A 24,710-nucleotide genomic window follows, 5' to 3' on the forward strand; every position below is an offset into this window, starting at 1 on the left:
GTCGCCGGCGAGTCCGATGAACGCGTTGCCGAGGAGGCGGCCGACCTGCTCTACCACCTCGAGGTATCGCTCGCCTCCCGCGGTCTCGGAATCGAAGCGCCCGCCACGGTCCTGAACGCGCGCCGCCGCGACGGCTGAGCCGGGCGTGAGCGCGGACGTCACGACACTCGAGCAGGCCCGCGAGCTTGCCGGGGCCGGGAACGTCGTTCCGGTCGTCGCGACGTTCGTCGACGACACCGAGACCCCCGTCTCCGCCTTCCTGAAGCTGCGCGACGGCGGCCCCTGCTTCCTGCTCGAGTCGGCCGAGCAGGGCGGGCGGCTCGGCCGCTACTCGTTCCTCGGCTTCAGCCCCCACCTCTCGATCCGCTGGGCCGACGGCGAGCTGCTCGAATGGGAGGGCGCCGCCGCTACCGCGGGCGAGCCGACCCGCCGCAGCCCTGCACCCGACCCCTACGCTGCCGTCGCGGCCGCGCTCGAGCGCTTCGACCTCGCCGATGCCGATGAGCTCCCGTTCGCCGGCGGCGCCGTCGGCCTGTTCGGCTACGACCTGGTCCGCACCGTCGAGCCGCTCGGCGATCCGAACCCCGACCCGCTCGGGCTCCCCGACCTGGCGCTGATGGTCTGCGAGCTGATCGTCGCCTTCGACCATCACAAGCACGAGGTCTCGATCATCGCTCTCGCGTTCAGCGGCGCGGACGGGATCGGGCCCGCGTACGAGCGCGCCGTCGGGCTGATCGAAGCGGCCCGCGAGCGTCTCCGCGGCGCGATCCCAGGCCGCTCTCGCAGCCATCCGGCCGGGGCCCGCAACGGGTCGGTCGAGTGGGGGTCGAACCTGACCCGCGAGCAGTTCGAGTCGAACGTCGCGCGGATCGTCGAGTACGTCCGCGCGGGCGACGCGTTCCAGGTAGTCCCCTCCCAGCGCTTCAGCGCCGACTGCCCCGTCGAGGCGTTCTCGATCTATCGGGGGCTGCGGGCGATCAACCCCTCGCCATACATGTACTTCCTCGACTTCGGAGACTTCGAGATCGCCGGCGCATCGCCGGAGCCGCTCGTCAAGGTGACCGGGCGGCGGGTCGAGACCCGGCCGATCGCCGGGACCTACCCGCGCGGCGGCGACGAGGAGGAGGATCGCGCCAACGCCGAACGGCTGCTGGCCGACCCGAAGGAGCGGGCCGAGCACGTGATGCTCGTCGACCTCGGCCGCAACGACCTCGGGCGCGTCTGCCGGCCCGGCACCGTGCGGGTGACAGACCTGATGCGCGTCGAGCGCTACAGCCACGTGATGCACCTCGTCAGCACCGTCGAGGGCGAGCTGGCCGAGGGGAAGACGGCGCTCGACGCGCTGGCCGCGACCCTGCCCATGGGCACGGCCTCCGGCGCCCCGAAGATCAGGGCGATGGAGATCATCGACGAGCTCGAGCCCGTCAGGCGCGGCCCCTACGCCGGTGCGTTCGGCTACGTCTCGGTCACCGGCGACATGGACATGGCGCTGACGCTGCGCACGGTCGTCGTCACCGGCGGCAGGATGCACCTGCAGGCCGGCTGCGGGGTCGTGGCGGACTCGGTCCCGGCGAACGAGTGGCGCGAGGCGCTCAACAAGCTGGCGGCGCTGAGGCGCGCTGTCGAGATGGCCACGGAGGGCCTGGCGTGAGCCTGCAGGGAGCGACGGTCGCGCCGGGCTCGGTCGGCTTCCGGGCGCCCGCCGAGGCGCCGGGCGCCGGCAAGCACGTCCTCGTCGTCGACAACTACGACTCGTTCACCTACAACCTCGTCCAGGGGCTGGCGGAGCTGGGGGCGCGCCTGACCGTGTGGCGCAACGACGCCTTCACGGTCGCCGACGTCGAGGAGCTAGCCCCCCACGGTGTGGTCATCTCGCCCGGCCCCTGCACCCCCGACGACGCCGGCATGAGCGTGGAGCTCGTGCGGAGCCTCGCGCCCAAGCTGCCGATCCTCGGCGTCTGCCTGGGGCACCAGGCGATCGGCGCCGCGTTCGGCGGACGCGTCGTGCGCGCCGGACGGGTCATGCACGGCAAGACCTCGCGCGTGCACCACGACGGCACCGGCATCTTCTCCGGCAGGCCCCAGCCCCTGACCGCGGGGCGGTACCACTCCCTGGTGCTCGAGGACGCGCCGCCCGGCCTCGTCGTGAACGCCTGGACCGAGGACGGCGACGAGCGCGTGATCATGGGCGTGCGCCACGAGACCTACCCCGTGTGGGGCGTGCAGTTCCACCCCGAGAGCATCCTCACCCAGGACGGCGCCGCCATGCTCGGCACGTTCCTCTCCTCGCTGGGCGGCGGGTGAGGGAGGCGCGCCGGCCCGTCCGCCGGCGCGCGCTGCCGTGACCTCCGGCGGCGCCGGACCGGCGCTCAGCGTGATCACCGCCAGCCGCGGGCGCCACGAGCTGCTCCTGCGCAAGGCCGCGTCGCTGGCCGCCCAGACGCTCCCGCCCTCCGAGTTCGAGTGGCGCCTGTGGCTGAACGAGCCGCCCGAGGACGTGGCGGTCGTGAGGGAGGCGCTGGAGGCCCTGGCGCTGCCCTTCGCCGTGTGGGTGGGGGGCGGCAGCGACGAGCCCGTGGGCCGGGCGCGCGACCTGGCGGCGGAGGGCGCCCGCGGACGCGTCCTGCTCCTCAGCGACGACGACTGCCTGCCCGCGCCCGGCGCGCTGGCGGCGCACCTGGCGTTCCACGACGCGACGCCGCGCGCCGTCGGCGTGGGTCCCCTGCGCCTGCCGCCGGAGCTGAGGCGCGGCCGCCGCGCCGAGCCGTTCGAGCGCCCCGCCGCCCTCGGTCGCCGCGCCTGGTGGTTCAACCTCACGGGCGCGAACTCCAGCCTGCCCGCCGCGGCGTTCCGCGCGGTGGGCGGCTACGACCCCGCCTGGCGCGACTACGGCGGCGAGGACCCCGAGCTGGCGCTCAGGCTGCGCGACGCCGGCCTGCGCTTCCGCCACGTGCCGGGCGGCGACGCCTACCATCACGGACGCGTGTGGGACGACGAGCGCAAGGCCTACCTGGCCGGCCGGGCGCACGTGCGCGTCTGGCGGCGGCATCAGCGGCCGGACGTAGCCCTCGCGCTCGGCGTGCACCCCTGGCTGCTCGCCCTCAAGCGGGCGGCGCTCGGCGGGCCGTGGGCGCGGCTCCTCGACCCGGACGTGCGCCGCTACGAGCTCGCCTACGCCAGGGGCGCCCGCGACGAGCTCCGTGGCGCCGCGCCGCGGTCAGCGGCCGTCACGCGGTAGACTCCCTCGGCATGAGCGAGGAGTTCGACGTCGCGTCGCTGCTGGGGCGCGTCTTCGACGGCGAGACCCTGGAGCGCGACGAGGCCCGCGACGTCATGGGCCGCCTGATGGACGGCAAGCTCTCGCAGGTGCAGGCCGCGGCCCTGCTGGCGGCGCTGCGCACGCGCGGCGAGACCGTCGAGGAGATCATCGGGTTCGCCCAGGCGATGCGCGAGCGCGCCGTCCCGGTGCGGGTCAGCGTCGACGGACCGCTCGTCGACACCTGCGGCACCGGCGGCACCGGACTGAACGTCTTCAACGTCAGCACGACGGCGACGTTCCTGGCGGCGGCGCTCGGCGTGAGGGTGGCCAAGCACGGCAACGTCGGCGTCACGCGCCCCTCGGGCTCGGCCGACGTGCTGAGGGCCGCGGGGGCGAACCTCGACCTCACGGGCGACGCGGTCGCCAGGGCCATCGAGACGGTCGGCGTGGGCTTCATCTTCGCCCGCAACCACCACCCGGCCATGCGCTTCGTCGCGCCCATCAGGGCCGACCTCAAGGCGCGGACGATCTTCAACAACCTGGGCCCCCTCACGAACCCCGCGGGCGCGCAGCGGCAGCTGATGGGCGTGTTCTCGCCCGACCTGGCGCGCCTCCTGGCCGAGGTGCTGCGCGGCCTGGGCGTCGAGCGCGCGCTGGTCGTGCACGGCGACGGGCTCGACGACCTCACCGTGACCGGCCCCAGCAGCGTCACCGAGCTGAGGGCCGACGGCTCGATCGAGGAGTACGAGGTCGCGCCGGAGGACCTGGGCGTGGGACGGCACCCCGCCCACGAGCTCGCCGGCGGCGGGCCCGAGGAGAACGCCGCGATCATGCGCCGCGTCCTGGGCGGCGGGGCGCCGGCGGCGGCCAGCGAGGTCGTGGCGCTGAACGCCGGCGCCGCCGCCTACCTGGCCGGCCTCGCGCCCGACCTCCGCTCGGGCGTGGCGGCGGCGCTCGAGGCGCTGCGCAGCGGCGCGGGCCTGTCCAAGCTCGACGAGTACGTCGCCTTCACCCGCGACGCCGCCGCGGCCTGAGGGCCCGGCCCCGACGCGCGAAGGTCCGCCTCGAGGCTGCCGGCGCGGCACGTCACCTCGCCCGACCTGCCCGGCGCGCGCCGGTCCGCCGAGGCGGCCAGCGGGAGCGGGGCGGTTGGTAGCATGGCGGGCGTGAAGCTCGTCCAAGGGCTGTTCCTGCTCGTGCTCACGGCGGCCCTGTCGTTCCTCGCGCTGCTCACCTCGTCGGCGCTGAAGTGGTCCGGCGAGCTGCCGTCCCTTGACAGCCTCGATGCCCTCGAGTACACGTCCACGTCGATCGTCTACGCCTCCGACGGCGTGACCCGCATCGGCCAGATCGTGCCGGCCGAGGGCGAGAGCCGCATCTCCACGAACCGGATCCCCGTGGGCCTCGACGAGGTGTCGCCCGCGGCGCTGGCGGCGATCGTCGCCTACGAGGACGACCAGTTCTTCAGCCACTACGGCATGGACCTGCCGGCGGTGGTGCGCGCCGCCTACGAGGAGTTCTTCGGCGACGCCCAGCGCGGCGGCTCGACGATCACCACGCAGGTGATCAAGAACACGCTGCTCTTCGACATCCGCAGCGAGCGCTCGCTGGAGCGGAAGGTCAAGGAGATCATGCTGGCGCTGGAGCTCGAGCGCCGGCTCACGAAGTCGGAGATCCTGCAGCGCTACATCAACGTCGTGTTCTGGGGCGGCAACGTCTACGGCATCCGCGCCGCCGCCCAGGCCTACTTCGGCAAGGAGCCCAGCGAGCTCAACCTCGCCGAGGGCCTCTACCTCGCACGCCTGATCCCGTCGCCGAACGCGCGCCACGACGACTTCCTCGGCACGCGGGCCAGCATGCGCGAGGTCCTCGACAAGATGGTCAGGCAGGGGACGATAAGCCGGGAGATGGCCGAACGCACCTGGCGCTACCCCCTCGAGCCGCTCGGCTGGGAGGTCGAGTACGACGAGAACGGCGAGGTGCTCGCGGCCACCAGGACCGACCAGGACGTGCTGGTCCAGGGCTCCGTCAGCTCCGACCTCTCGCGCGACGTGGTGATCGCGGTCCGCAACTGGCTCACCGACCGCTACGGCGAGAGCGTGGTGTTCGGCTCGGGCGGCCTCAAGGTCATCACCACCATCGACGTCCAGGCGCAGCTCGCCGCGAACCAGGCCAGCCTGGAGGCCGAGATCCCCGAGGGCGCGCAGATGGCGATCGTGGCCATCGACCCGAGCACCGGGGCCGTGCTCGCGATGGTCGGCCAGAAGCTCGAGGAGGGCGTGCCGCCCGGCGAGTTCAACCGCGCCACGCAGGCGCGCAGGCAGCCCGGCAGCTCGTTCAAGCCCATCGTCTACGCCACGGCCATCGAGCAGGGCGGCTTCAACCAGGCGACGATCCTCGTCGACGGGCCCGCACAGTTCGAGGTCCCCGGTCAGCCGCCCTACGAGCCCAAGAACCACGACGAGGCCTACGACGGACCGCAGACCATCCGCGCCAGCCTCAACCGCAGCCGCAACATCCCGGCCGTGAAGGCGCTGGAGGCGGCGACCGCCACGGCCGTCGCCGAGAAGGCGCGCCAGCTCGGCTACGACGTCATGCCGTACCCGGCGATGGCCCTGGGCAGCTTCGTGGTCACGCCGCTGCAGCACACGGCCGCGATGGCGGCGTTCGCGAACGGCGGCGTCTACACCGAGCCGTACTTCATCCAGCGCGTCGAGGACGCCGACGGCAACGTGATCTACGAGGCCTCGCCGCACTCGGCCCGGGTGTGGAGCGAGGAGACGGCGTACATCATGCTCGACATGCTGCACGGCAACGTCGTCGACAGGGACCCGGCGTACGGCCTGTCGAACCGCGCCTCGGTGCCCGGCCGGTGGATCGCCGGCAAGACCGGCACCACGAACGACGAGGTCGACATCTGGTTCGTCGGCATCACGCCCGGCCTCGTCGCCTCGGTGTGGATCGGCAACGACGACAACTCGAGCCTGCCCAGCCGCATGACCCTCAGCGACGGCACCGTCGACCTCGTCAACAGCTCGCGCCAGCCCATCTACGTGTGGAACGACTTCGTGACGGCGGCGCTGCGCGGGCGCTCCGGCGCGGGCGAGACGTTCCCCGTGCCGGAGGGCATCGTGTTCCACAAGATCGACCTCAAGACCGGGGCGCCGTCCGAGACCGGCGTGAACGCGGCCTTCAAGCGCAGCGACGACCTGGCGGCGCAGCAGCTCGCGCCCGTAGTGAGGCTCAAGATCCCCATCGACACGGCCACCGGCCTGCGCGCCACCGTCGACACGCCCGCCGACCGCATCGAGATCATCGAGGTCTCGCCGGAGGAGGCCCTGCAGTACCTGCCGGCGGCGGGAGCCGGGTAGGCCTTGGGAGCCGAGCGCCTGGCCGCCAACGACACGATCACGGCCGTCGACGGGCTGACCGTCGGCCACTGGACCGACCCCGTCGCGCGCACCGGCTGCACGGTCGTGCTGGCGCCGCCCGAGGGCTGCATCGCCTCGGGCCGGGCGCTGGGCCCGGCGCCGGGCTCGCGCGAGTCGGTGCTGCTCGAGGCCGACCGCACCGTCGACACGGTCAACGCCGTCCTCCTGACGGGCGGCAGCGCCTTCGGCCTGGCCGCCGCCTCCGGCGTCATGCGCTGGCTGGAGGAGAGGCGCTGCGGCTACGAGACCGGCTACGCCTGCGTGCCCATCGTGCCGGCCGCCGTGATCTACGACCTCGGCACCGGCGACCCCCGGGTGCGACCCGACCAGGACGAGGGACGCGCCGCCTGCGAGGCCGCCCACGGCGGACCGGTCGAGCAGGGCAGGGTGGGCGTGGGCACGGGAGCGACGGTCGGCAAGCTCCGCGGCATCGAGCACGCCTCGCCCAGCGGCCTCGGCTCGCACGCCGTGGACGTGGGAGGGGCCGTGGTCGCCGCGCTGGCCGTGAGCAACGCGGTCGGGAACCTCGTCGACCCCGACGACGGGTCGCTCGTCGCCGGCCACGCCGACCTGCTGGGCCTGGCCGCCGCCGGCGCCGAGCCGGTGCTGCCCGGCGCCAACACGACCCTCGTCGTGGTGGCCACGGACGCGCCCGTCACGAAGGCGCAGGCGCACGCCCTGTCGCTGTCGGCGCACGTGGGCATAGCCCGCGTGACGCGCCCGTCGCACACGGTCATGGACGGCGACACGGCGTTCGTGCTCTCCACCTGCAGCGGGCCGCGCGTGCCGATGCAGGCGCTGTCGATCGCCGTGCAGGAGGTCGTCGCGCGCGCCCTGGTGAAGGGCGTCGTCGCGGGGCGCGCCCAGGCCGCTGGCGGGTAGGCCGCCCCGCGGGCCCGCCGGTCAGCGCCTCACTGACCGAGTCGGTAGATCACCCCGCCCTGGTGGTCGGCGACGTAGAGCTCGCCCGCGGCGTCCTCGCCGAACGTCGAGACGTTGAATCCTGTCTCGAGCAGCAGCGTCACCTCCCACTCGTCGCCGGCGCGGTCGGCGCGCCAGATGCGCCCCGAGACGTAGTCGGCGAACACGTAGGCGCCCGCCAGGTCGGGCAGCGCGCTGCCGCGGTAGACGTAGCCGCCGCTGATCGAGGCGCCCCACTCGCTGGAGTGCGGGTAGCTGATGATCGGCAGCACGAGGCCGGACGTGTCGCAGCCGGTCCGCGGCTGGTAGCAGCTCTCGGCCTCCATGACGTTCCAGCCGTAGTTCTCGCCGCCCGTCGAGTCGGCCGGCTGCAGGTTGACCTCCTCGTACGCGTTCTGCCCGACGTCGGCGATGTAGAGGTCGCCGGTCTCGCGGTCGAAGCTGAACCGCCACGGGTTGCGCAGGCCGTAGGCCCAGACCTCGGGCCTCGCCCCCTCGCGGCCGACGAACGGGTTGTCGTCCGGCGCCACGGCGTCGTCGCCCGAGACGTCGAGCCGTAGGAGCTTGGCGAGGAGCGTGCCGAGGTCCTGGCCGTTGCCGTGCGGGTCGCCGCCGCTGCCGCCGTCGCCGAGGCCGAGGTAGAGGTAGCCGTCGGGGCCGAACGCCAGCTGGCCGCCGTTGTGGTTGGCGTACGGCTGCTCCTGCGTGAGCAGCACCTGCTCGCTGCCGGCGTCGGCGGTGTCGCCATCGGCGATGAAGCGCGACAGCACCGAGTCGCCGTCGAGGTCGGTGTAGTAGACGTAGAACCTGCCCGTGTCGGCGAAGTCAGGCGGGAACGCCAGGCCGAGGAGCCCCCGCTCGCCGCCCGCGCGCACGCGGTCGGTGATGTCGAGGAACGGCCGGTCGAGGACCTGCCCGTCGCGGACGACGCGGATCGTGCCGCCCTGCTCGACCACGAACAGCCTGTCGTCGCCCGCGTTGGCGATCGCCACGGGGTTCGCGAAGCCGCTCGCCACCTCGACGAGCCGCGGCTGCGCCGTGGCCGAGCAGGCCAGCAAGGAGACGAGCACCGCTGCCGCCACTGCCTTCGTGCGTGTGACCCTCATGCCAGAGAGGTTAGGGGAAGACAACGTGAGAGGGTTTCACTTAGTGGACGGTGGGCGGCCGCCGCGGGGACGCTCGCCGTGGGCGCGGGGACACGGCCTCGGCGTCCACCGGACCGTCAGTCGCGGCGCGCCAGCCACCGCTCCTCGACGGCGGCCATCTCCTCCGGGGAGAGGCGCGGCGCGTCGTAGTGCCCGGCCCGCAGCCGCTGGCGCTGCGCCTCGAAGAGGATCACCGCGGCCGCCACCGAGACGTTCAGCGACCTGACCATCCCGAGCATGGGGATGACCACGTGGACGTCGGCGAGGGCGGCCGCCTCGGGCGACACGCCGTCCCTCTCGTTGCCGAGGAGCAGGGCGCAGGGCCGCGTGTAGTCGACCTCGCGGTAGTCGACGGCCTCGGGCGAGAGGTGAGCGGCGTAGACCCGCGCGCCCCAGCGCCTGACGGACGCCACCGCGCCGGCCACGTCGCCGTGGACGAGCAGCTCGACCCACTTCTCGGCGCTGGCGCTGGTGGCGCTGTAGGTGGGCACGCCGCCGGTCGGGTTCACGGCGTGGACGGTCCCGATGCCCACGGCGTCGCACGAGCGCAGCACCGCCGAGAGGTTGTGCGGCTTGTGGACGTGCTCGGCTATGACGGTCAGGTCGGGCTGGCGGCGGCTCAGGACCTCGCGTACGCGCTGGCGTCTCCTCAGCGTCACGCGCCAGAGGATAGCCCTCCTCGGTCGGGGACGCCCTCCACCGGCAGCGGGCCCCCTGCCGTGTGGACGCCCACGGCCTCCCTGAAGGCGCAGGCCTCGGCGATCGTGAACAGGGCGCGGACGAGCAGCACGACGGGGTACGTGAGCGCGGCCACGGACCACACCAAGGCCGGCGGGCCCCACACGCGGGCGAGGATCAGGGGCACGAGGGCCAGCAGCACGGCTGCCCCTCCGGAGACCTGCAGGAGCAGCGCCTGCCCCAGGTTGCGGCCGATCAGGGCGAGGCTGCCCCGCAGCGCGTCCAGGGGCCCGGCGTCGCGGTCGACCACGAAGAACCGCGCGAACGCCAGCGCCACGCCGGCGGCCGCAGCGACGAGGCCGCCGAGCCCCTCGCCCACCGCCTCGCTGGCGACGAGGACGGCCAGGCCGTAGACCAGGAACGTGGGGAAGAAGCGCACGTGCTCGGCGAGCATGGTGTACCTCACGCCCTGCCCGACGGCCCGGCGCAGACCGTAGGCGGCGAAGGCGCCGGCGAAGAGCGCGTTGGACGCCGCGAACGCGACCTGCTCGAGCCACGGGCGCGCGGTGTCCGCGCTCGGGCCGACGACGATCGCGAACGGTTCGGCCGTCAGCCGCGGGCGGTCGCCGCGGACCGGGACCTCGACGCCGCTCTCCGGCGTCACCAGCTCGACGCGCGCGGGCGGGAGGACGCCGTCGAGGGCGGTGTCCACCAGCCAGCCGACGGCGGCCGCGGTGAGGCTCATGTAGACGAACGCGCGCCTGGCGCCCGCGAGCCGCCGCCACGCCTCCTTCACCGCGGGCCACGCCTCGAACCGCCCTACCTCCACGCTGGCACCCCCTCGCCCTCCCGGGTCATGCGCCCTCTCCGAGCGCCGGACGCCCGGGAACGGCGTCGAGCGGCAGCGGCTCGCCGGCCGTGTGGACGCCCACGGCGTCCCTGAAGGCGCAGCCCTGGGCGACGGCGGCGAGCGGCGCCAGCCACACGCTGGCGATGCCCAGGGTGAGAGAGCCCGCCAGCTCGGCGACCAGCGCGACCAGCCAGAGCAGCGCGGTCTGGCCGAGGTTGTGGAAGGACAACGTGACGGACCGGCCCAGCGCCGCGAACGGCCCGAGGTCGCGGTCGACGACGTAGAGGCCGGCGAACATCAGGGCCAGGTCGAGGAAGACGATCGAGGCGACGACGGGGACGGCGAAGAGCGCCGTCGCCCACGCCGTAGAGGGGAGGAGGTCGGCGGCGGGCCGCAGCAGCGCCACCAGCACGTAGCCAAGCGCCGCGCCGAGCCCTATGGCCACGAGCTGGAGGCCGACCAGGCTCGGGGCGTAGCGCCCGTAGCGCAGGAGCATGCCGTACCACACGGGCAGCCCCTCGGCGCGCCTGAGCGCGTAGGCGGCGAACGCCCCGCCGAAGACGGCGGTGACGAGGCCGGCCGCCGCCGGCGCCAGAGCCGACCACTGCGTGCCGCTGACCGCGGGCGCCCCGGGGGAGACCTCGAACCCCAGCACCTCGACCCTGAGGCCGAAGGCGAAGCTGAGGTCGATGAGGCCAGCATCGACCGCCTGTCCGGCCGGCGCGCCCTGCTCGGGCAGGAGGACCCACAGCGCCAGCCTCACCAGGGTCCCCACGGCCCACACGGTCACCGACATCGCCACGTACACGCGCTTGGTGCCGCCGATCAGCGACCACGCCTCGCGCACCGCTCTCCACGCCCTGAAGCGGCCCGGGTCCATCACCCCACCCCCTAGCGTTCACGTACGCGTCGAGCCTAGCTCAGGAGCGGCGCGCGGGCCAAGCCACGCCCGCCGGGCCCGTACCCGAACGTCGGCGCGGGGCCGGGCCCGTGCCTAGCCGTTGGGGACGCCGACGTCCGCGCGTCCCGCCGCGCGCCTGGCGCGGGCGTCGAGCACGGCCGGCACGACCAGGGCGAGGAAGGCGAGGACCAGGAGCGTCAGCGACAGCGGCCGCGTGAAGAACACTGAGTAGTCGCCCTGGCTTATCGCCAGGGCGCGACGGAACTGCTGCTCGGCCAGCGGACCGAGGATCATGCCGATCACCGCCGGCGCCACGGGGAAGCCGAACCGCCGCATCAGGAAGCCGAGGACGCCGATCACGTAGAGCGTGATGAGGTCGACGACGGAGTTGCCGAGGCTGTAGACGCCGAGCGTGGCGAACAGGAGGATGCCGGCGTAGAGCAGCGGCCGCGGGATCGTCAGCAGCCGCACCCAGATGCCCACCAGCGGCAGGTTCAGCACCAGCAGCATGAAGTTGCCGAGGTAGAGGCTGGCGATGAGCCCCCAGACCAGGTCGGGCGCGCGGGAGAAGAGCAGCGGTCCCGGCTGCAGGCCGAACTGCTGGAAGGCGGCGAGCATGATCGCCGCCGTCGCCGACGTGGGGATGCCGAGCGTCAGCAGCGGGACGAGGACCCCCGCGGCCGCGGCGTTGTTCGCCGCCTCCGGCCCCGCCACGCCCTCTATGGCCCCCTTGCCGAACTCCTCCGGCCTGCTCGACAGGCGCTTCTCGAGGCTGTACGACAGGAACGTGGGGATCTCGGCGCCGCCGGCCGGCAGGCCGCCCAGCGGGAAGCCGAGGAGCGCGCCCCTGATCCACGGGCGCCAGGAGCGCGCCCACTCCTCGCGGTTCATCCAGACCGAGCCCCTGATGGCCTCCACCTTGGCCGGCGTGCGGCGCAGCCGCGAGGCGACGTAGAGGGTCTCGCCGACGGCGAAGAGGCCCACGGCCACGACGATCACGCTGATGCCGTCGAGCAGCTCGAGGCTGCCGAGCGTGTAGCGCGCCTGACCGCTCTGCTGGTCGATGCCCACCAAGCCGAGGCCGATGCCGATGAACAGGCTGGTGAGGCCGCGCAGCAGGGACGAGCCCAGCACGGCCGTGACGGTCGTGAAGGCCAGCACCATCAGCGCGAAGTAGTCGGCGGGGCCGAACGCCAGGCCGAGGCGCGCCAGCACCGGCGCCACGAACGTGAGGCCGAGCGTGGCGATCGTGCCGGCGACGAACGAGCCGATGGCCGCCGTCGCCAGCGCCGCGGCGCCGCGGCCTCTCCGCGCCATCTGGTTGCCCTCGATGGCGGTGATGATGCTCGCCGACTCGCCCGGCGTGTTCAGCAGTATCGACGTCGTGGAGCCGCCGTACATGCCGCCGTAGTAGATGCCGGCGAACATGATGAAGCTGCCGATCGGGTCGAGGTCGAAGGTCACGGGCAGCAGCAGCGCCACGGTCAGGGCCGGGCCGATGCCGGGCAGGATGCCCACCATCGTCCCCAGCGTCACGCCCACGAGCGCCCACAGCAGGTTCTGCCAGGTGAGGGCGATCGAGAAGCCGTGGAGCAGCGCCTGGAGCGTCTCGGTCACGCCGCGCTCCTCCTGCCGCGGGCGCGGCGGCGCGAGGACGTTCCCGTGTCGTCGAGAGGCCGGGAGGGCGCCGCCGGGCTCACAGCGGCAGCACCCCGGCCGGCAGCCGCAGCCCCAGCAGCCGCGTGAAGGCGAGGTAGGCGGCCAGGGCCAGGACGAGGCCGACGGCGCCGGACCGCCACAGGCGCCTCTCGCCGAACCCCAGCGCGACGCCGGCGTAGAGCAGCGCCGAGGACAGCACGAACCCGAGCCGACTGACGAGCAGCGCGTGTAGCGCGAGCGCCGCGACGATCACGGCCACGGGCGCCCAGTCGGTGGCGGCGCTCGCCTCGGCGTCCTCGGCCTCCTCCGGCACGCCCCTCACCCCGCGCAGTGCCTGGACGAGGAGCGCCGCGCCGCAGGCCGAGAGCGCTACGCCGACGAGCACCGGGAAGAAGCGCGGCCCGATGCGGGCGTAGGACGGCAGCACCCGCAGCGACAGGGCGCCCTCGAGGAAGAAGCCGCCGAGGCCCAGGACCCCCACGGCGACGAGCAGGTCGCCCCAGGGGAGGGAGCGGCGCCTCGCGCCTACCTCCACGCCGTCACTCGACGAGGCCGATGTCCCGCAGGACCTCCGTCACGCGCGCGTCCTCTTCCTGCAGGTAGGCGACGAACTCGTCGCCGGACATGTAGGCCGGGATCCAGCCGAACTGCTCGAGCTGCTGCTGCCACTCCTCGCTCTGGGCGAGCTGGTCGACGAGCTCGACCAGGCGCTCGCGCGCCTCGTCCGAGATGTCGGGCGGCGCCACGACGCCGCGCCAGTTCGCGAGCTCGAGGTCGACGCCGGCCTCGCGGAGCGTGGGCGCGTCGATGCCGGGGACGGGCTCGGGGGCGGAGATCGCGAGGACGCGCAGGTCGCCTGACTCGATCTGGCCTGCCCACTCGGAGTAGCCCGAGATCCCCGCTGTCACCTGGCCGCCCAGGATGCTGGCCAGCGCCTCGCCGCCGCCCGAGAAGGCGACGTAGTTCACGAGCGTGGGGTCCACGCCGACGGCGTTCGCCAGCAGCCCGGCGAGGATGTGGTCGGTGCCGCCGGCGGAGCCGCCGCCCCAGGAGACGGCGCCCGGGTCCTCCCTGAAGGCGTCGATGAGGTCCTGCAGGGTCTGGTGTGGGCTGTCGGCCGGCACCACGATGACCTCGTACTCGGCGGTCAGCCGGGCGATGGGCGTGGTGTTCGCGAGCGTGACGGGCGAGTCGTTGCTGAGGATCGCGCCCACCATGACCAGGCCCATGACCATCAGCAGGTCCTCGCTGTCGGCCTCGGCCGTGGCGAGCTGCGAGAGCCCGATCGTCCCGCCGGCGCCCGGCACGTTGAAGACCTCGACGTTCTCGACCAGGCCGGCCTGCTGCAGGGCGGTCTGCATGGCCCTGGCCGTGCCGTCCCAGCCGCCGCCGGGAGCGGCCGGCGCCATGATGCGGAGGCTGTCCGGGGGCTGGGCCAGCGCGGACCCCAGGAGCGCGAGCACAGCTACGAGCTTGACGAGCCGGGTGGACCAACTCATGCCGTACCTCCCATGTGCTTGCGACCGGAGTATAGACGCTCCCCACGAGAACGGCCGAGGGGGACGCCCGCGAGAGGCACCGGCCCCGCCGTCGCCGGCCGCCGCGGTGCGAGACGGCCGGGTAGACGGCGCGAGCGCGCGCGCCAGGTTCGACGAGCTGAGCAGCGCCCCCAGCGCCAGAGCCGCGCCGCCCACGAAGGACCTGACCCCGGTGGGCGGTCCGAAGGCCCGCTCGGCCGCGAGGAGCGCCAGAGCGATGCCCGCTCCCACGGCGACGCCGTTCATCGCCCCCAGCAACGTGTCGCGCACGACCTACGGGTACCAACCACGTCCCTGCCCGAGGAGGCGCGCATGCCGACCGGGAGCGGCGTGCGCTCGCGCCACGAGCCGCGGGTCCTGGGCCCTCACTTCACCTTGACGCTCCCTCGGCCGCGGCGATAGCATGGTGTTTGCGTCTGAGCCCGCTCACAAGCGGCGCGCCGAGGTGGCGGAACTGGTAGACGCGCTAGCTTGAGGGGCTAGTGGCCGCAAGGCTGTAGGGGTTCAAATCCCCTCCTCGGCACCACGCGATGCGCCGACGACCACGGTCGTCGGCGTTCTCGTCCCGCGGCGCCGGCGTCGTTCGGGGTCGTCTGGCGCGGTCCGCGGCGCTCGGCACGGAGGGCCCGGCTGGGCTGGTGCCGCGCCGGTCGCGGCAGCCCCGGCGGCCCGTGATAGCCTCGCTCGTGAGCATGCCGCAAGCGAGCGGGGAGTTCCCGTTCAGCTCCTACCGCGCAGGACAGCTCGAGGCGCTCGAGGCGGTGCGGGCGGCCTTCGCCGCCGGCAAGCGCTTCGTCGTCCTCGAGGCGCCCACGGGCTCGGGGAAGAGCGCGATCGGCGTCACGCTGGCGCGCGAGGCGGGCAGCGCGTTCGTGCTCACGGCGCAGAAGGTCCTCCAGGACCAGTACCTGAGGGACTTCGACGACCTCGCGATGATGAAGGGGCGGGCCAACTACCCCTGCCTCGTCGCCGACACGCACGCCGCCGCGGCGCCTTGCCTCACTGGCCGGCGCTTCACCGCCTGCGACGACTGCCCCTACTTCGTGGCGAAGGACGTCGCCATGGCCGCGAACGTCGTGACGATGAACTACGCCTACTTCCTCGCCGAGCTGAACTACGCCGGCGGGTTCGGGAAGCGGGAGCTGCTGGTCCTCGACGAGGCCCACAACACCGAGGCCGCGCTGATGGCCTTCGTGCAGGTCGGCGTGAGCGAGGGCATGCTCACCAGGGCCGGGCTGGCGCGCGCCCTGCCCCCCGACCTCGGCGACGAGGTGGCATTCGACTTCGTCGACGCCCTCCTGCCCGACATGCTCAGGCGCGCGCGACAGATCGACAAGGAGATGAAGGGCGACGCCACCGACGCCGCCGCGGTGCAGCAGCTGCGCGTGCGCCAGTGGCTCGACTCGAGCCACGCCCGGCTGCGGTTCCTGCTCGAGAGCCACGCCAGCGGCGAGGTCGACTGGATCGTGGAGCGGGGCCGGGACCAGCACGGCGCCACCCTGTCGTTCAAGCCAGTCGAGGTCGCGGCCTTCGCCGACGACATGGTGTTCTCGCACGCCGAGCGCGTGCTGTTCATGTCCGCGACGATCCTCGACGCGCCCACGTTCCTGCGGTCGCTGGGGCTGAGCGAGGACGACGCCGCCGTGGTGCGGGTACCCTCCACGTTCCCGGCGTCGCGGAGGCCTCTCGTCCTGCGTCCGTCGGCGCGCCTGACGCGGCGCTACCAGGAGCGCGACCTGCCCCTGCTGGCCGACGCGGTCTCGGAGCTGGCGCGGGACCACGCGGGCGACAAGGGCGTGGTGCACGCGCACTCCTACATGATCGCGAGCTACCTGTCGAAGCACATCGCGCCCAGCGAGCGCTGGCGCGTCGTCACGCACGTCGACGCTGCGGGCCGCGAGGCCGCCCTGGCGAAGCACCTCTCGTCGCCCGACCCGACGATCCTCATCACGCCGAGCATGACCGAGGGCATCGACCTCGCCGACGACCTGGCCAGGTGGCAGGTGCTGTGCAAGGTGCCCTACCCGTTCCTCGGCGACAGGCAGGTGGCGGCGCGCATGGAGCGCGACCGCGACTGGTACGACTGGCGCACCTGCCTCACCGTCGTGCAGGCCTACGGGCGCTCGGTCCGCAGCGCCGAGGACCACGCCGTGACGTACCTCTTGGACGCCGACTTCCCGGCGTTCCTGCGCCGCCAGCGGCACCGCCTGCCCGAGTGGTTCCTGGAGGCCGTCACGGAGTGAGCGCGTGGGGCCCGCGCCCCGCTCCGCACCGGCGCCTAGAAGTGGTCGTTGTGCGGCTTGAAGGGGGGATGCCCGGCCAGCGGCGCGGCCAGGAACGACCTGTGCTCGCCATCCAGTGGATGGCCGAACGCGAACGAGCGGATCGCCATCGCCGCGTCGAAGTCGCTCTCCCGGAGCGGCCTGACGGTGCGGCGGCTCATCCCTCGGCCGCGAAGGGCAGGTGTATGGCCCGCTCGACGACCGTGCGCAGGACCATCGTCGTCTCCGTGCGCTCCACGCCCTCGAGCATGAAGAGGCGGTCGAGGAAGGCGTCGAGCTCGGCCGTCGACTGCGCCCTGACCTTGGCCATGAACGAGTAGACGCCGGCGACGGCGTAGAGCGCCTCCACCTCGGGCAGCGCCTCCAGGCGGGCGACGAGGTCGCGGGCGGGCGTGCGCGGCTGGGGGGCGATCATCACGAAGGCCGTCACGGGCAGCCCCAGCGCCTCGGGGTCGAGGACGGCGCGGAAGCCGCGTATCACCCCCGCCTGCTCGAGCTTGCGCACGCGCTCCCCGACGGCCGGCGCCGACAGGCCGACGGCCTTGGCGAGGCTGGCGTGGCTCGCCCGCCCGTCCTCGCGCAGGATCTCGATGATCCGCCTGTCGACGGCGTCGAAGCGCATGACGAGCGCGAATCTAGCACGGACGAGCGCGCCCGCGGCCCCTGCTATCGTGGCCGCGTGCGTCTCCTGTTCGTCGGCGACGTGTTCGCCACACCCGGGATGGTCGCGGCGACCGCGTTCGTCAGGGAGCGCCGCGAGGAGTTCGACCTCGTCGTCGTCAACGGCGAGAACGCCGCGGGGGGCTTCGGGATCACGCGCCGGCACTTCGAGCAGCTCGTCGAGGCCGGCGCCGACGTCGTCACGCTCGGCAACCACGCCTTCGACCAGACCGAGGTGCTGGCCCTCCTCGAGGAGACGCCGCGCCTGCTGCGTCCGGCGAACCTGCCTGTCGGCACGCCCGGCGTCGGCTCCCACGTCTACCCGTCGCGGGACGGCGGACGCGTCGCCGTCGTGCAGGTCATGGGGCGGATCTTCATGGACCCCGTCGACGACCCGTTCAGGGCCGTCGACGACGCGCTGGAGAGGGTGCCGCCCGGGGTGCCGGTGCTCGTGGACTTCCACGCCGAGGCCACCAGCGAGAAGAAGGTCATGCTGCACCACCTGGCCGGCCGCGTCGCGGCGCTCGTCGGCACGCACACGCACGTGCAGACGGCCGACGAGACCGTGTACAAGGGCACCGCCTACATCACCGACGTCGGCATGACCGGCGTGCAGGGGTCCTCGATCGGCATGCGCTACGAGGACGTCTTCCACCGGCTCGTCACGAAGCTGCCGCGCCGCTACCGGCCCGCCGAGGGACCGGCGACGGTCTGCGCCCTGGCGGTGGAGGTGGACGGCACCCGCGCCACGTCGGTGCAGCGCCTCTGGGTGCCGCAGCGGCGCGAGCAGCCGGTCGGGGGCGAGGCGTGAGGGACGAGCGCAGGGCCGTACCCGCAGCCGCCCACGGGGCAGGGTCCGCGTCGGGCGGCGCCGACGCCGCCGGGCACGCCGCCGACCTCCCGGACCCCGCCGAGCGGGTCCGCCCCGCCGCGCCCGGCGAGGCGCCGGAGGGGTTCGAGCGCCTCCGCGCCGACGTCGACTTCCTCGGCACCTGCCTCGGCGACGTGCTGCGGGAGCAGGAGGGCGAGGGGCTCTTCGCGCTCGTCGAGCGCGTGCGCGGCCTCACGAAGGCCATCCGCGCCGCCCGCGGCGCGGACACCTCGGCCCAGCGCGCCGAGCTCCACGAACTGCTCCGCGGCCTCGAGACGTCCACGGCCGAGAAGCTGCTGCGCGCCTTCACCGTCTACTTCCAGCTCGTGAACCTGGCCGAGGAGGTCCACCGCGTGCGCGTCAACCGCGAGCGCGGCATCTCCGCCACGCGCGAGAGCCCGCGCAGCGAGAGCGTGGCGGCGGCGATCAGGTCGCTGCGCGACAGCGGCTGGTCGGCGGCGGAGGCGCGGCGCTTCGTCGACTCTCTGGACGTGCAGCTCACCCTGACGGCGCACCCCACGGAGGTGCGGCGCTACACGGTGCGGCTCAAGCTCGAGCGCATCTCCGCCGCGCTGCGCCACCTCGGGGAGACCCGCCTGGGCCCGCAGCGACGCCAGGAGCTCGTCGACGAGATCTACGCCGAGGTCACCAGCCTGTGGCTGACGCGCGAGGTCAACGACGAGCGCCCCACGGTCCTCGACGAGGTGAAGAGCGCCCTCTACTACTACCGGCGCTCGCTCCTCGACGCCGTCCCCCGCCTGATGCGCGACGTCGACGACGCCCTCGCGGAGTACTACGGCCCCGAGGGCGGCAGGGGAGGGCAGATGCGCCCCATCGTGCGCTTCCGGTCGTGGATCGGCGGCGACCGCGACGGCAACCCCTACGTGACCCCCGAGGTCACGCGCGAGGCGTACGCCCTGCAGAGCCGGGTCGCGCTGGAACGCTACCTGGCCGACGTCGACCTGCTCGTGCAGCGCCTCTCGCAGCACGAGGACAGGGTCGCGCTGAGCGCGGCGTTCCGCGACGACCTGGCGCGCCTCGACGAGCGGCACGGGGAGAGCCGCCGCTTCCCCGGCGAGCCGTTCCGCCGCAAGCTCGAGCACGTGCACCGCTTCCTGAGCGCCGAGCTGGCGGAGGAGGGCCGCTACCCCGGCGGCGCCGCCGGCTACGCGGACGACCTCCGCCTGGTCGAGGACACGCTGGCGCAGGCGCAGGCCGCGCGCCTGGCCGCCGTGTTCGTGCGCCCGGCCCGCTACCGCGCGGACGCGTTCGGCTTCGCTCTGGCGCCCCTCGACCTGCGCGAGCACTCGACCGTGCACGAGCGCGTGGTCGGCGAGCTGCTCGCGCTCGCCGGCCTGACGCCCGACTACGCCGCGCTGCCCGAAGCCGAGCGCGTGGCTCTGCTCTGCGACGTCCTGGGCTCGCCGCGGCCGCTGGTGCCGCCTTGGGCCGAGCTCTCCGCGGAGACGGCGAAGGCACTGGGCTCCCTGGGAGTGCTGCGCGAGCAGCGCGAGCGCTTCGGCGCGGGCGCGGTGGGCGCGACGATCGTCAGCTTCACGAACGCGCCGTCCGACGTCCTCGAGGCGCTGCTGCTGGCGAAGGAGGCCGGCCTGCCTGACATCGACGCCACCCCGCTCTTCGAGACGCTCGCGGACCTGCGGCGGGCGCCGGAGGTCATGCGCCGCCTCTACGAGCTGCCCGTCTACCGCGACCACCTCGCGCGCCGCGGCGTGCAGGAGGTGATGATCGGCTACTCGGACTCGAACAAGGAGGTCGGGTTCCTGGCCGCGAACTGGGCCCTCTACCAGGCCCAGGAGGGCCTGTCGCGCGTCTCGCGCGAGGCCGGCGTGCCCCTCCGGCTGTTCCACGGGCGCGGCACGAGCATCGGCCGCGGGGGCGGCCCGGCCGGCCAGGCGATCCTGGCCCAGCCGCCCGGGAGCCTGGGCGGCCGCATGCGCATGACGGAGCAGGGCGAGGCGCTCTCCGACCGCTACGCCGACCCCGACCTGGCGCACCGCCACCTCGAGCAGGTCGTGCACGCGTTCATCCTCTCCTCGGCCCGCGACGCCCGCGAGCGCACCGAGCTGCCCGCCTCGTACCGCGAGGCGGCCGAGCGCGTCGCCGAGGCCGGCAGGGCGAAGTACAGGGCGCTCGTCGAGGGCGAGGGCTTCCTCGACTTCTTCAGGTCCGTCACGCCGATCGACGAGATCGGCCGCCTGAACGTGGGGTCGCGTCCGGCAAGCCGCGGGAAGGGCGGCTCGCTCGAGGAGCTGAGGGCGATCCCCTGGGTGTTCGCGTGGACGCAGTGCCGCGCGAACCTCCCCGGCTGGTACGGCGTCGGCACGGGCCTGGCCGCGCTCCCCGACGGGCTCTCCGCCGAGCTCTACCGCGAGTGGCCGTTCTTCCGCACCGTCGTGGACTTCGCGCAGATGAGCCTGGCGAAGGCCGACATGGACGTCTTCCGCAGCTACCTCACGCTGGCGCCGGAGGCGCTGGCCCGCCGCTTCGGCGGAGACGTGCTGGAGGAGTTCGAGCTGTCGGTGGCGCAGGTCGAGCGCGCCGCCGGGGCCCGGCTGCTGGCCAACGACCCCGTCCTCGCGCGGTCGATCGAGCTGCGCAACCCCTACGTCGACCCGATCAGCCACCTCCAGGTCGAGCTCCTGCGGCGCCTGAGAGCGTCACCCGAGGATTCCATCGACAGGCAGCCCCTGAGTTACGCTGTCCGGGTGTCGCTGATCGGCATATCTGCTGGCATGCGGACGACCGGCTGACGTCGACTATCTCACTCCTTCACCCATCTCATCGCGTTCACGAGCCCCGTCCGTAGCCTCAGGAGAGGCTCATGAGGAGTGGTGAATGAACATCTTGGTCAGCGGCGGTCCCGTCCTCGCGGCGATCGTCCTCATCTCGCTGTACGCCGTGTACGTCTTCTTCTACAGGTACTTCAGGCTGCGCGCCGAGCGGACCGACACGTCCGACCTGATGGTGAGGGTCAACGCGGCCGTGCGCGAGCGGGACCTGGAGCTCGCGCTCGCGGCCTGCGAGGAACACGGCGGGCCGGTGGCGCGCGTGCTCGGCGCGGCCCTGATGAAGCTGCCCTACGGGCGCCCGGCGGTCGAGGCCGCCTTCCAGGAGGCGACGATCCAGGAGGAGCAGACGCTGGCGCGCGGCCTGCGTCCGCTGGCGACGATCGCCCAGGTCTCGCCCATGTTGGGCCTGCTCGGCACGGTCACCGGCATGATCATCTCGTTCGGGCAGATCTCCCGCTACGGCACGGGCGACCCCTCGGTCGTGGCCTACGGCGTCCAGCAGGCGCTGGTGACCACGGCCGCCGGCCTGATCGTGGCGATCCCCGTGATCATGGGCCACGCCTACCTCGCCAGCCGCGTCGAGGCGATACTCGTCGAGATCGACAGGCGCCGCGAGGAGCTGATGGGCAACATCGCGCAGGCCGTGGCCTCGCGGCGCGACGACGCGCAGGCGGCCGAGCGCCAGGCGCGCCCGGCGCCGACGCCGCGGGTCCAGGGCGAACCCAGGGCCCGCGAGGAGTCCGACGCTCCCAGGCCGCGCCCGATCGACCTCACGCAGGGTGTCTAGATGACCGTCCGCCGCAGCCGGAGGAGGTCGCTCACGGCCAACGCCACCATGGACCTCACCCCCATGGTCGACGTGGTCTTCCTGCTGATCATCTTCTTCATGCTGACGACGACCTTCATCACCGTCGAGTCCGGCCTGCCGGTCGACCTGCCGCAGGCGCAGACCGCCCAGGCGGCGACGAGCGACCTGCCGACCGTCACGATCAACGGCCTGGGCGAGGTGTTCTTCGGCGGCACCAGGGTGGCCGAGAGCGACCTGCCCGGCCTGGTGCGCCAGGCCATCGCGCAGAGCGGGCAGACGTCCGTCGTGCTGCGAGCCGACAGCGCCACGCCGCACGGCCAGGCCGTGCGGATCATGGACTACCTGCGCCAGGCCGGCGCCGAGCGCATCGTCATCGCGACGGGCGACTGAGGGGCGGCCATGGTCGGGAGGGAGTCGAGCGTGTGGCGGGACCCCGACAAGCGGCGCGCGGCGCTGCTGTCGCTGGTGCTGCACCTCTCGGCGCTGCTCCTGATCCTCTACGTGGTCACGCGCCCCCAGCCGAGGCCGGTGCCCAGCTTCATCGTCATCGAGGTGGGCACGCCCGCCGAGTCCGAGCAGTACACCGAGGCCGCCGCGGCCGAGGAGCCGACGGTCGAGGCCCCGGAGCCGCAGGTGCGGTCCGCGGAGGCCGGGGACCCGCAGGCTCTGGCTGCGCCGCAGCAGGAGACGGCCGACGAGGAGCTCGACCAGGTGACGGTCCAGCCGCCGGCGCCGGAGGCGCCGCCCGCCGTCGCGGCGGCGCCCGAGGAACCGCCGGTCGAGGCCGCGGTCGCGCCGCCGCCCCCGCCGCGTCCCCAGGAGGTAGCCGCCGCGGCGCCGGAGCTGCCCGTCGCCGAGGCGCCGGCCAGCCAGCTACCCGAGGTGGAGCTCGAGGTCCTGCCGAACCGTGAGACCCCGGCCCCCGTGACGATCCCCGAGCCGCAGCTCCAGGCGCAGGTGACCGAGTCGCGGGCGCTGGCGCTGGCGCCCTCCGCGAGCACGGCCCAGGCCCGCGAGGTGACGGCACCCGACGCGACGGCCGCCGTGGCCGAGCCCGTGGACCTGCGCGCGCCCAGCGTCGACGCCAGCGTCGCCTCGACGGTGCCCGTGGCCGCGCCGGAGGTCAGCGCCGCCGTGGCCGAGGCCGTCCCCCTCGACGCCAGCCGCGTCGGCGCCGCGGTGTCCGCGCCGGTGAGCCTGGCGGCGCCCGGCGTCACGGCCAGCGTCTCCGGCACCCGTCGCCTGGCGGAGCCGAGCGTGAGCGCCGTCGTCGGCGCCGGCGTGCCGCTCGACGTGACGCCCTCGGTGCGGGTGGCGAACCCGCGCCCGCTGGAGGCGCCGCGGCTCCGCGCCACGGTCAGGGGCCAGCAGGCGCCCGGCGCCCCGCAGCAGGGCGCGGTGGCCGAGGGCGCGGCCGACGTGCGCGCGACCGTCGAGTCGCCGCGCCAGCCCGGCGGCAACGCGATCAACCCGGGACAGGCCGGCCCGCCCGACCCCGACGCGACGGTGGCCGCGCGCGGCCTGGCCGCCGGTCCCGATGGCGTCGGCGAGGGCGACGGTGCCCGCCGACCGCCGTCCCCGCCGCCCATGGCCGAGCAGCGCGACAGGGCGCTGGCGGTGGTGATCGACAACGCCAACGGCTACCCGCAGAGCGGCCTGGCGCAGTCGAGCATGGTCGTCGAGATGCCCGTGGAGGGCGGCATCACCCGGCTCCTGGCGTTCTTCGACTCCCAGGACCCGCAGCGTGTCGGGCCCGTCCGCAGCGCCCGGCCGTACTTCGTCGACCTCGCCCAGCGCAGCCAGGCCGTGCTCGTCCACGACGGCGGCTCGCCGGACGCGATGGTCAGGATCGCGCGCGCGACCGTGCCCACGCTCAACGCCTACACGTCCGGAGACCTGTTCGCGCGCTCGGACGAGCGCTCGGCGCCTTACAACCTCTACTCGGCAGGCTCCGACCTCAGGCAGGCCGTGAACCGCATCGCCCCCGAGCGGGTCCGGCTCGTCGCCAGGGCCGTCTACAGCCCGTCAGAGGAGGCGCGCGGCGTGGCCGAGGTGACCGTCAGCTACGGCGCCTACACGTCAGGCTTCCGCTTCAACGAGACCACCGGCCGCTACCGCTGGGTGCGCGCCGGCGAGCCGGCGGTGCAGCCAGACGGCCAGGTGCTGGAGACCCAGGCGGTGCTGGTCGGCGACATCCAGGTCGCGCCGATCCCCGACGACGACGCCGGGCGTCTCTACATACCGCTCGAGGGCGGGCCCGCCACCCTCTACCTCTCCGGACGCGCCGTCGACGGCACCTGGGAGGTCGTTGACGGCAGCGGCATAGGCTTCGTGAGCGAGTCTGGCCAGCGCATCGACCTGGCCGGCTACAGGACCTGGGTGGTCCTCAGCCCGAACTACGAGACGCGCGCCGAGCGCTGACGGCCCGGGCGCGCGGCGCCGCGCGGCACCGCCGACGACTCGCGGCGTGCCCCGCGGACTGCGCCGGGCTTGACAGGGGGAAGCCGCCGGGCTAACTTAACCACCACGCTAATTAACGAGGAGGTTAAACAAGTGCCCGCCGCCGACCAGCTGAGCCTGACGTTCGCCGCCCTGGCCGACCCGACGCGCCGCGCCATCCTCGCGCGCCTCGCGCGGGGCGAGGCCACGGTGAACGAGCTGGCGGCACCGCTCAGCATCAGCCTCCCCGCCGTGTCCCGGCACCTGAAGGTGCTCGAGCGCGCCGGGCTCATCTCCCGCGGACGCGTGGCCCAGAAGCGCCCCTGCCGACTCGAGCCGGAGGGCCTCGAGCTGGCCGGTCGTTGGCTCAGGGGGCGGCGCGAGGAGTGGGAGGCGAGCATGGACAGGCTGGAGGAGCTGCTCAGGAACGCAGAGGACCTGCCCGACTAGCGGGCAGG

At 73.7% G+C, this 24,710-nt stretch carries 22 protein-coding genes and 1 tRNA gene; 14 read left to right on the top strand and 9 right to left on the bottom strand.

Annotation, left to right across the window (positions count from 1 at the left end; translation table 11 throughout):
- The first annotated feature begins 145 nt into the window (after positions 1-145).
- From trpE to VF202_13605, 6 genes are all read left to right on the top strand, one after another.
- Positions 146-1,651, top strand: coding sequence for an anthranilate synthase component I (gene trpE, locus VF202_13580; GenBank protein HEX7041143.1), 1,506 nt, complete (start codon positions 146-148; stop codon positions 1,649-1,651).
- Positions 1,648-2,304 (top strand): aminodeoxychorismate/anthranilate synthase component II, encoded by a 657-nt coding sequence (locus VF202_13585; protein HEX7041144.1) that lies wholly within the window; start codon positions 1,648-1,650, stop codon positions 2,302-2,304. Before trpE ends, VF202_13585 begins: the two co-directional genes overlap by 4 nt.
- Before the next feature lie 37 nt (positions 2,305-2,341).
- Positions 2,342-3,238, top strand: coding sequence for a galactosyltransferase-related protein (locus tag VF202_13590; GenBank protein HEX7041145.1), 897 nt, complete (start codon positions 2,342-2,344; stop codon positions 3,236-3,238).
- A gap of 11 nt (positions 3,239-3,249) precedes the next feature.
- Positions 3,250-4,293 carry an anthranilate phosphoribosyltransferase gene (gene trpD, locus VF202_13595; GenBank protein HEX7041146.1) on the top strand — a complete coding sequence of 348 codons (1,044 nt, stop codon included), beginning with the start codon at positions 3,250-3,252 and terminating at the stop codon, positions 4,291-4,293.
- A gap of 132 nt (positions 4,294-4,425) precedes the next feature.
- The gene (locus VF202_13600) at positions 4,426-6,630 is read left to right on the top strand and encodes a transglycosylase domain-containing protein (GenBank protein HEX7041147.1); all 2,205 of its coding nucleotides are present in this window, start codon (positions 4,426-4,428) and stop codon (positions 6,628-6,630) included.
- A 3-nt stretch (positions 6,631-6,633) separates the two neighbouring features.
- Positions 6,634-7,572, top strand: coding sequence for a P1 family peptidase (locus VF202_13605; protein ID HEX7041148.1), 939 nt, complete (start codon positions 6,634-6,636; stop codon positions 7,570-7,572).
- 29 nt (positions 7,573-7,601) lie between these two features.
- On the opposite strand, the gene VF202_13610 is transcribed toward VF202_13605, so the two are convergent.
- The 7 genes from VF202_13610 to VF202_13640 form a co-directional block, all read right to left on the bottom strand.
- Positions 7,602-8,717 (bottom strand): PQQ-dependent sugar dehydrogenase, encoded by a 1,116-nt coding sequence (locus VF202_13610; protein HEX7041149.1) that lies wholly within the window; start codon positions 8,715-8,717, stop codon positions 7,602-7,604.
- 116 nt (positions 8,718-8,833) lie between these two features.
- Positions 8,834-9,415 carry a tRNA (guanosine(18)-2'-O)-methyltransferase TrmH gene (gene trmH / locus VF202_13615; protein HEX7041150.1) on the bottom strand — a complete coding sequence of 194 codons (582 nt, stop codon included), beginning with the start codon at positions 9,413-9,415 and terminating at the stop codon, positions 8,834-8,836.
- On the bottom strand, positions 9,412-10,263 hold the full coding sequence (locus tag VF202_13620) for a hypothetical protein (protein HEX7041151.1): 852 nt from the start codon (positions 10,261-10,263) through the stop codon (positions 9,412-9,414). The genes trmH and VF202_13620 overlap by 4 nt, the downstream gene beginning before the upstream one ends.
- Before the next feature lie 25 nt (positions 10,264-10,288).
- The gene (locus tag VF202_13625) at positions 10,289-11,164 is read right to left on the bottom strand and encodes a hypothetical protein (protein HEX7041152.1); all 876 of its coding nucleotides are present in this window, start codon (positions 11,162-11,164) and stop codon (positions 10,289-10,291) included.
- 114 nt (positions 11,165-11,278) lie between these two features.
- Entirely contained in the window at positions 11,279-12,802 is a 1,524-nt protein-coding gene (locus VF202_13630) for a tripartite tricarboxylate transporter permease (protein ID HEX7041153.1), read from the bottom strand.
- Positions 12,803-12,881: 79 nt separating this feature from the next.
- Positions 12,882-13,379, bottom strand: coding sequence for a tripartite tricarboxylate transporter TctB family protein (locus VF202_13635; GenBank protein ID HEX7041154.1), 498 nt, complete (start codon positions 13,377-13,379; stop codon positions 12,882-12,884).
- 4 nt (positions 13,380-13,383) lie between these two features.
- Complete coding sequence (locus tag VF202_13640; GenBank protein HEX7041155.1) at positions 13,384-14,343, bottom strand: tripartite tricarboxylate transporter substrate binding protein; 960 nt, start codon at positions 14,341-14,343, stop codon at positions 13,384-13,386.
- Positions 14,344-14,821: 478 nt separating this feature from the next.
- Between VF202_13640 and VF202_13645 the strand changes: the two genes are divergently transcribed.
- A tRNA-Leu gene (locus tag VF202_13645) sits at positions 14,822-14,908 on the top strand.
- A gap of 166 nt (positions 14,909-15,074) precedes the next feature.
- On the top strand, positions 15,075-16,625 hold the full coding sequence (locus VF202_13650) for an ATP-dependent DNA helicase (GenBank protein HEX7041156.1): 1,551 nt from the start codon (positions 15,075-15,077) through the stop codon (positions 16,623-16,625).
- A gap of 35 nt (positions 16,626-16,660) precedes the next feature.
- Here the strand turns inward: VF202_13650 and VF202_13655 are convergent, their stop codons facing one another.
- Entirely contained in the window at positions 16,661-16,825 is a 165-nt protein-coding gene (locus VF202_13655; protein HEX7041157.1) for a hypothetical protein, read from the bottom strand.
- Positions 16,822-17,286 carry an Lrp/AsnC family transcriptional regulator gene (locus tag VF202_13660; protein ID HEX7041158.1) on the bottom strand — a complete coding sequence of 155 codons (465 nt, stop codon included), beginning with the start codon at positions 17,284-17,286 and terminating at the stop codon, positions 16,822-16,824. Before VF202_13660 ends, VF202_13655 begins: the two co-directional genes overlap by 4 nt.
- 57 nt (positions 17,287-17,343) lie before the next feature.
- On the opposite strand from VF202_13660, the gene VF202_13665 reads away from it, so the two are divergent.
- The 6 genes from VF202_13665 to VF202_13690 all read left to right on the top strand — a co-directional run bounded on the left by VF202_13665 (position 17,344) and on the right by VF202_13690 (position 24,702).
- On the top strand, positions 17,344-18,135 hold the full coding sequence (locus VF202_13665; protein ID HEX7041159.1) for a TIGR00282 family metallophosphoesterase: 792 nt from the start codon (positions 17,344-17,346) through the stop codon (positions 18,133-18,135).
- Complete coding sequence (gene ppc / locus VF202_13670; GenBank protein HEX7041160.1) at positions 18,132-20,966, top strand: phosphoenolpyruvate carboxylase; 2,835 nt, start codon at positions 18,132-18,134, stop codon at positions 20,964-20,966. The genes VF202_13665 and ppc overlap by 4 nt, the downstream gene beginning before the upstream one ends.
- A gap of 85 nt (positions 20,967-21,051) precedes the next feature.
- Positions 21,052-21,792, top strand: coding sequence for a MotA/TolQ/ExbB proton channel family protein (locus VF202_13675; protein HEX7041161.1), 741 nt, complete (start codon positions 21,052-21,054; stop codon positions 21,790-21,792).
- Positions 21,793-22,203, top strand: a complete 411-nt coding sequence (locus VF202_13680; GenBank protein HEX7041162.1) for a biopolymer transporter ExbD — start codon at positions 21,793-21,795, stop codon at positions 22,201-22,203.
- 9 nt (positions 22,204-22,212) lie between these two features.
- Complete coding sequence (locus tag VF202_13685) at positions 22,213-24,234, top strand: DUF3048 domain-containing protein (GenBank protein ID HEX7041163.1); 2,022 nt, start codon at positions 22,213-22,215, stop codon at positions 24,232-24,234.
- Positions 24,235-24,366: 132 nt separating this feature from the next.
- Positions 24,367-24,702, top strand: coding sequence for a metalloregulator ArsR/SmtB family transcription factor (locus VF202_13690; protein HEX7041164.1), 336 nt, complete (start codon positions 24,367-24,369; stop codon positions 24,700-24,702).
- Positions 24,703-24,710: the final 8 nt, after the last annotated feature.

This window comes from Trueperaceae bacterium (assembly GCA_036381035.1).
Taxonomy (GTDB): Bacteria; Deinococcota; Deinococci; order Deinococcales; family Trueperaceae; genus DASRWD01.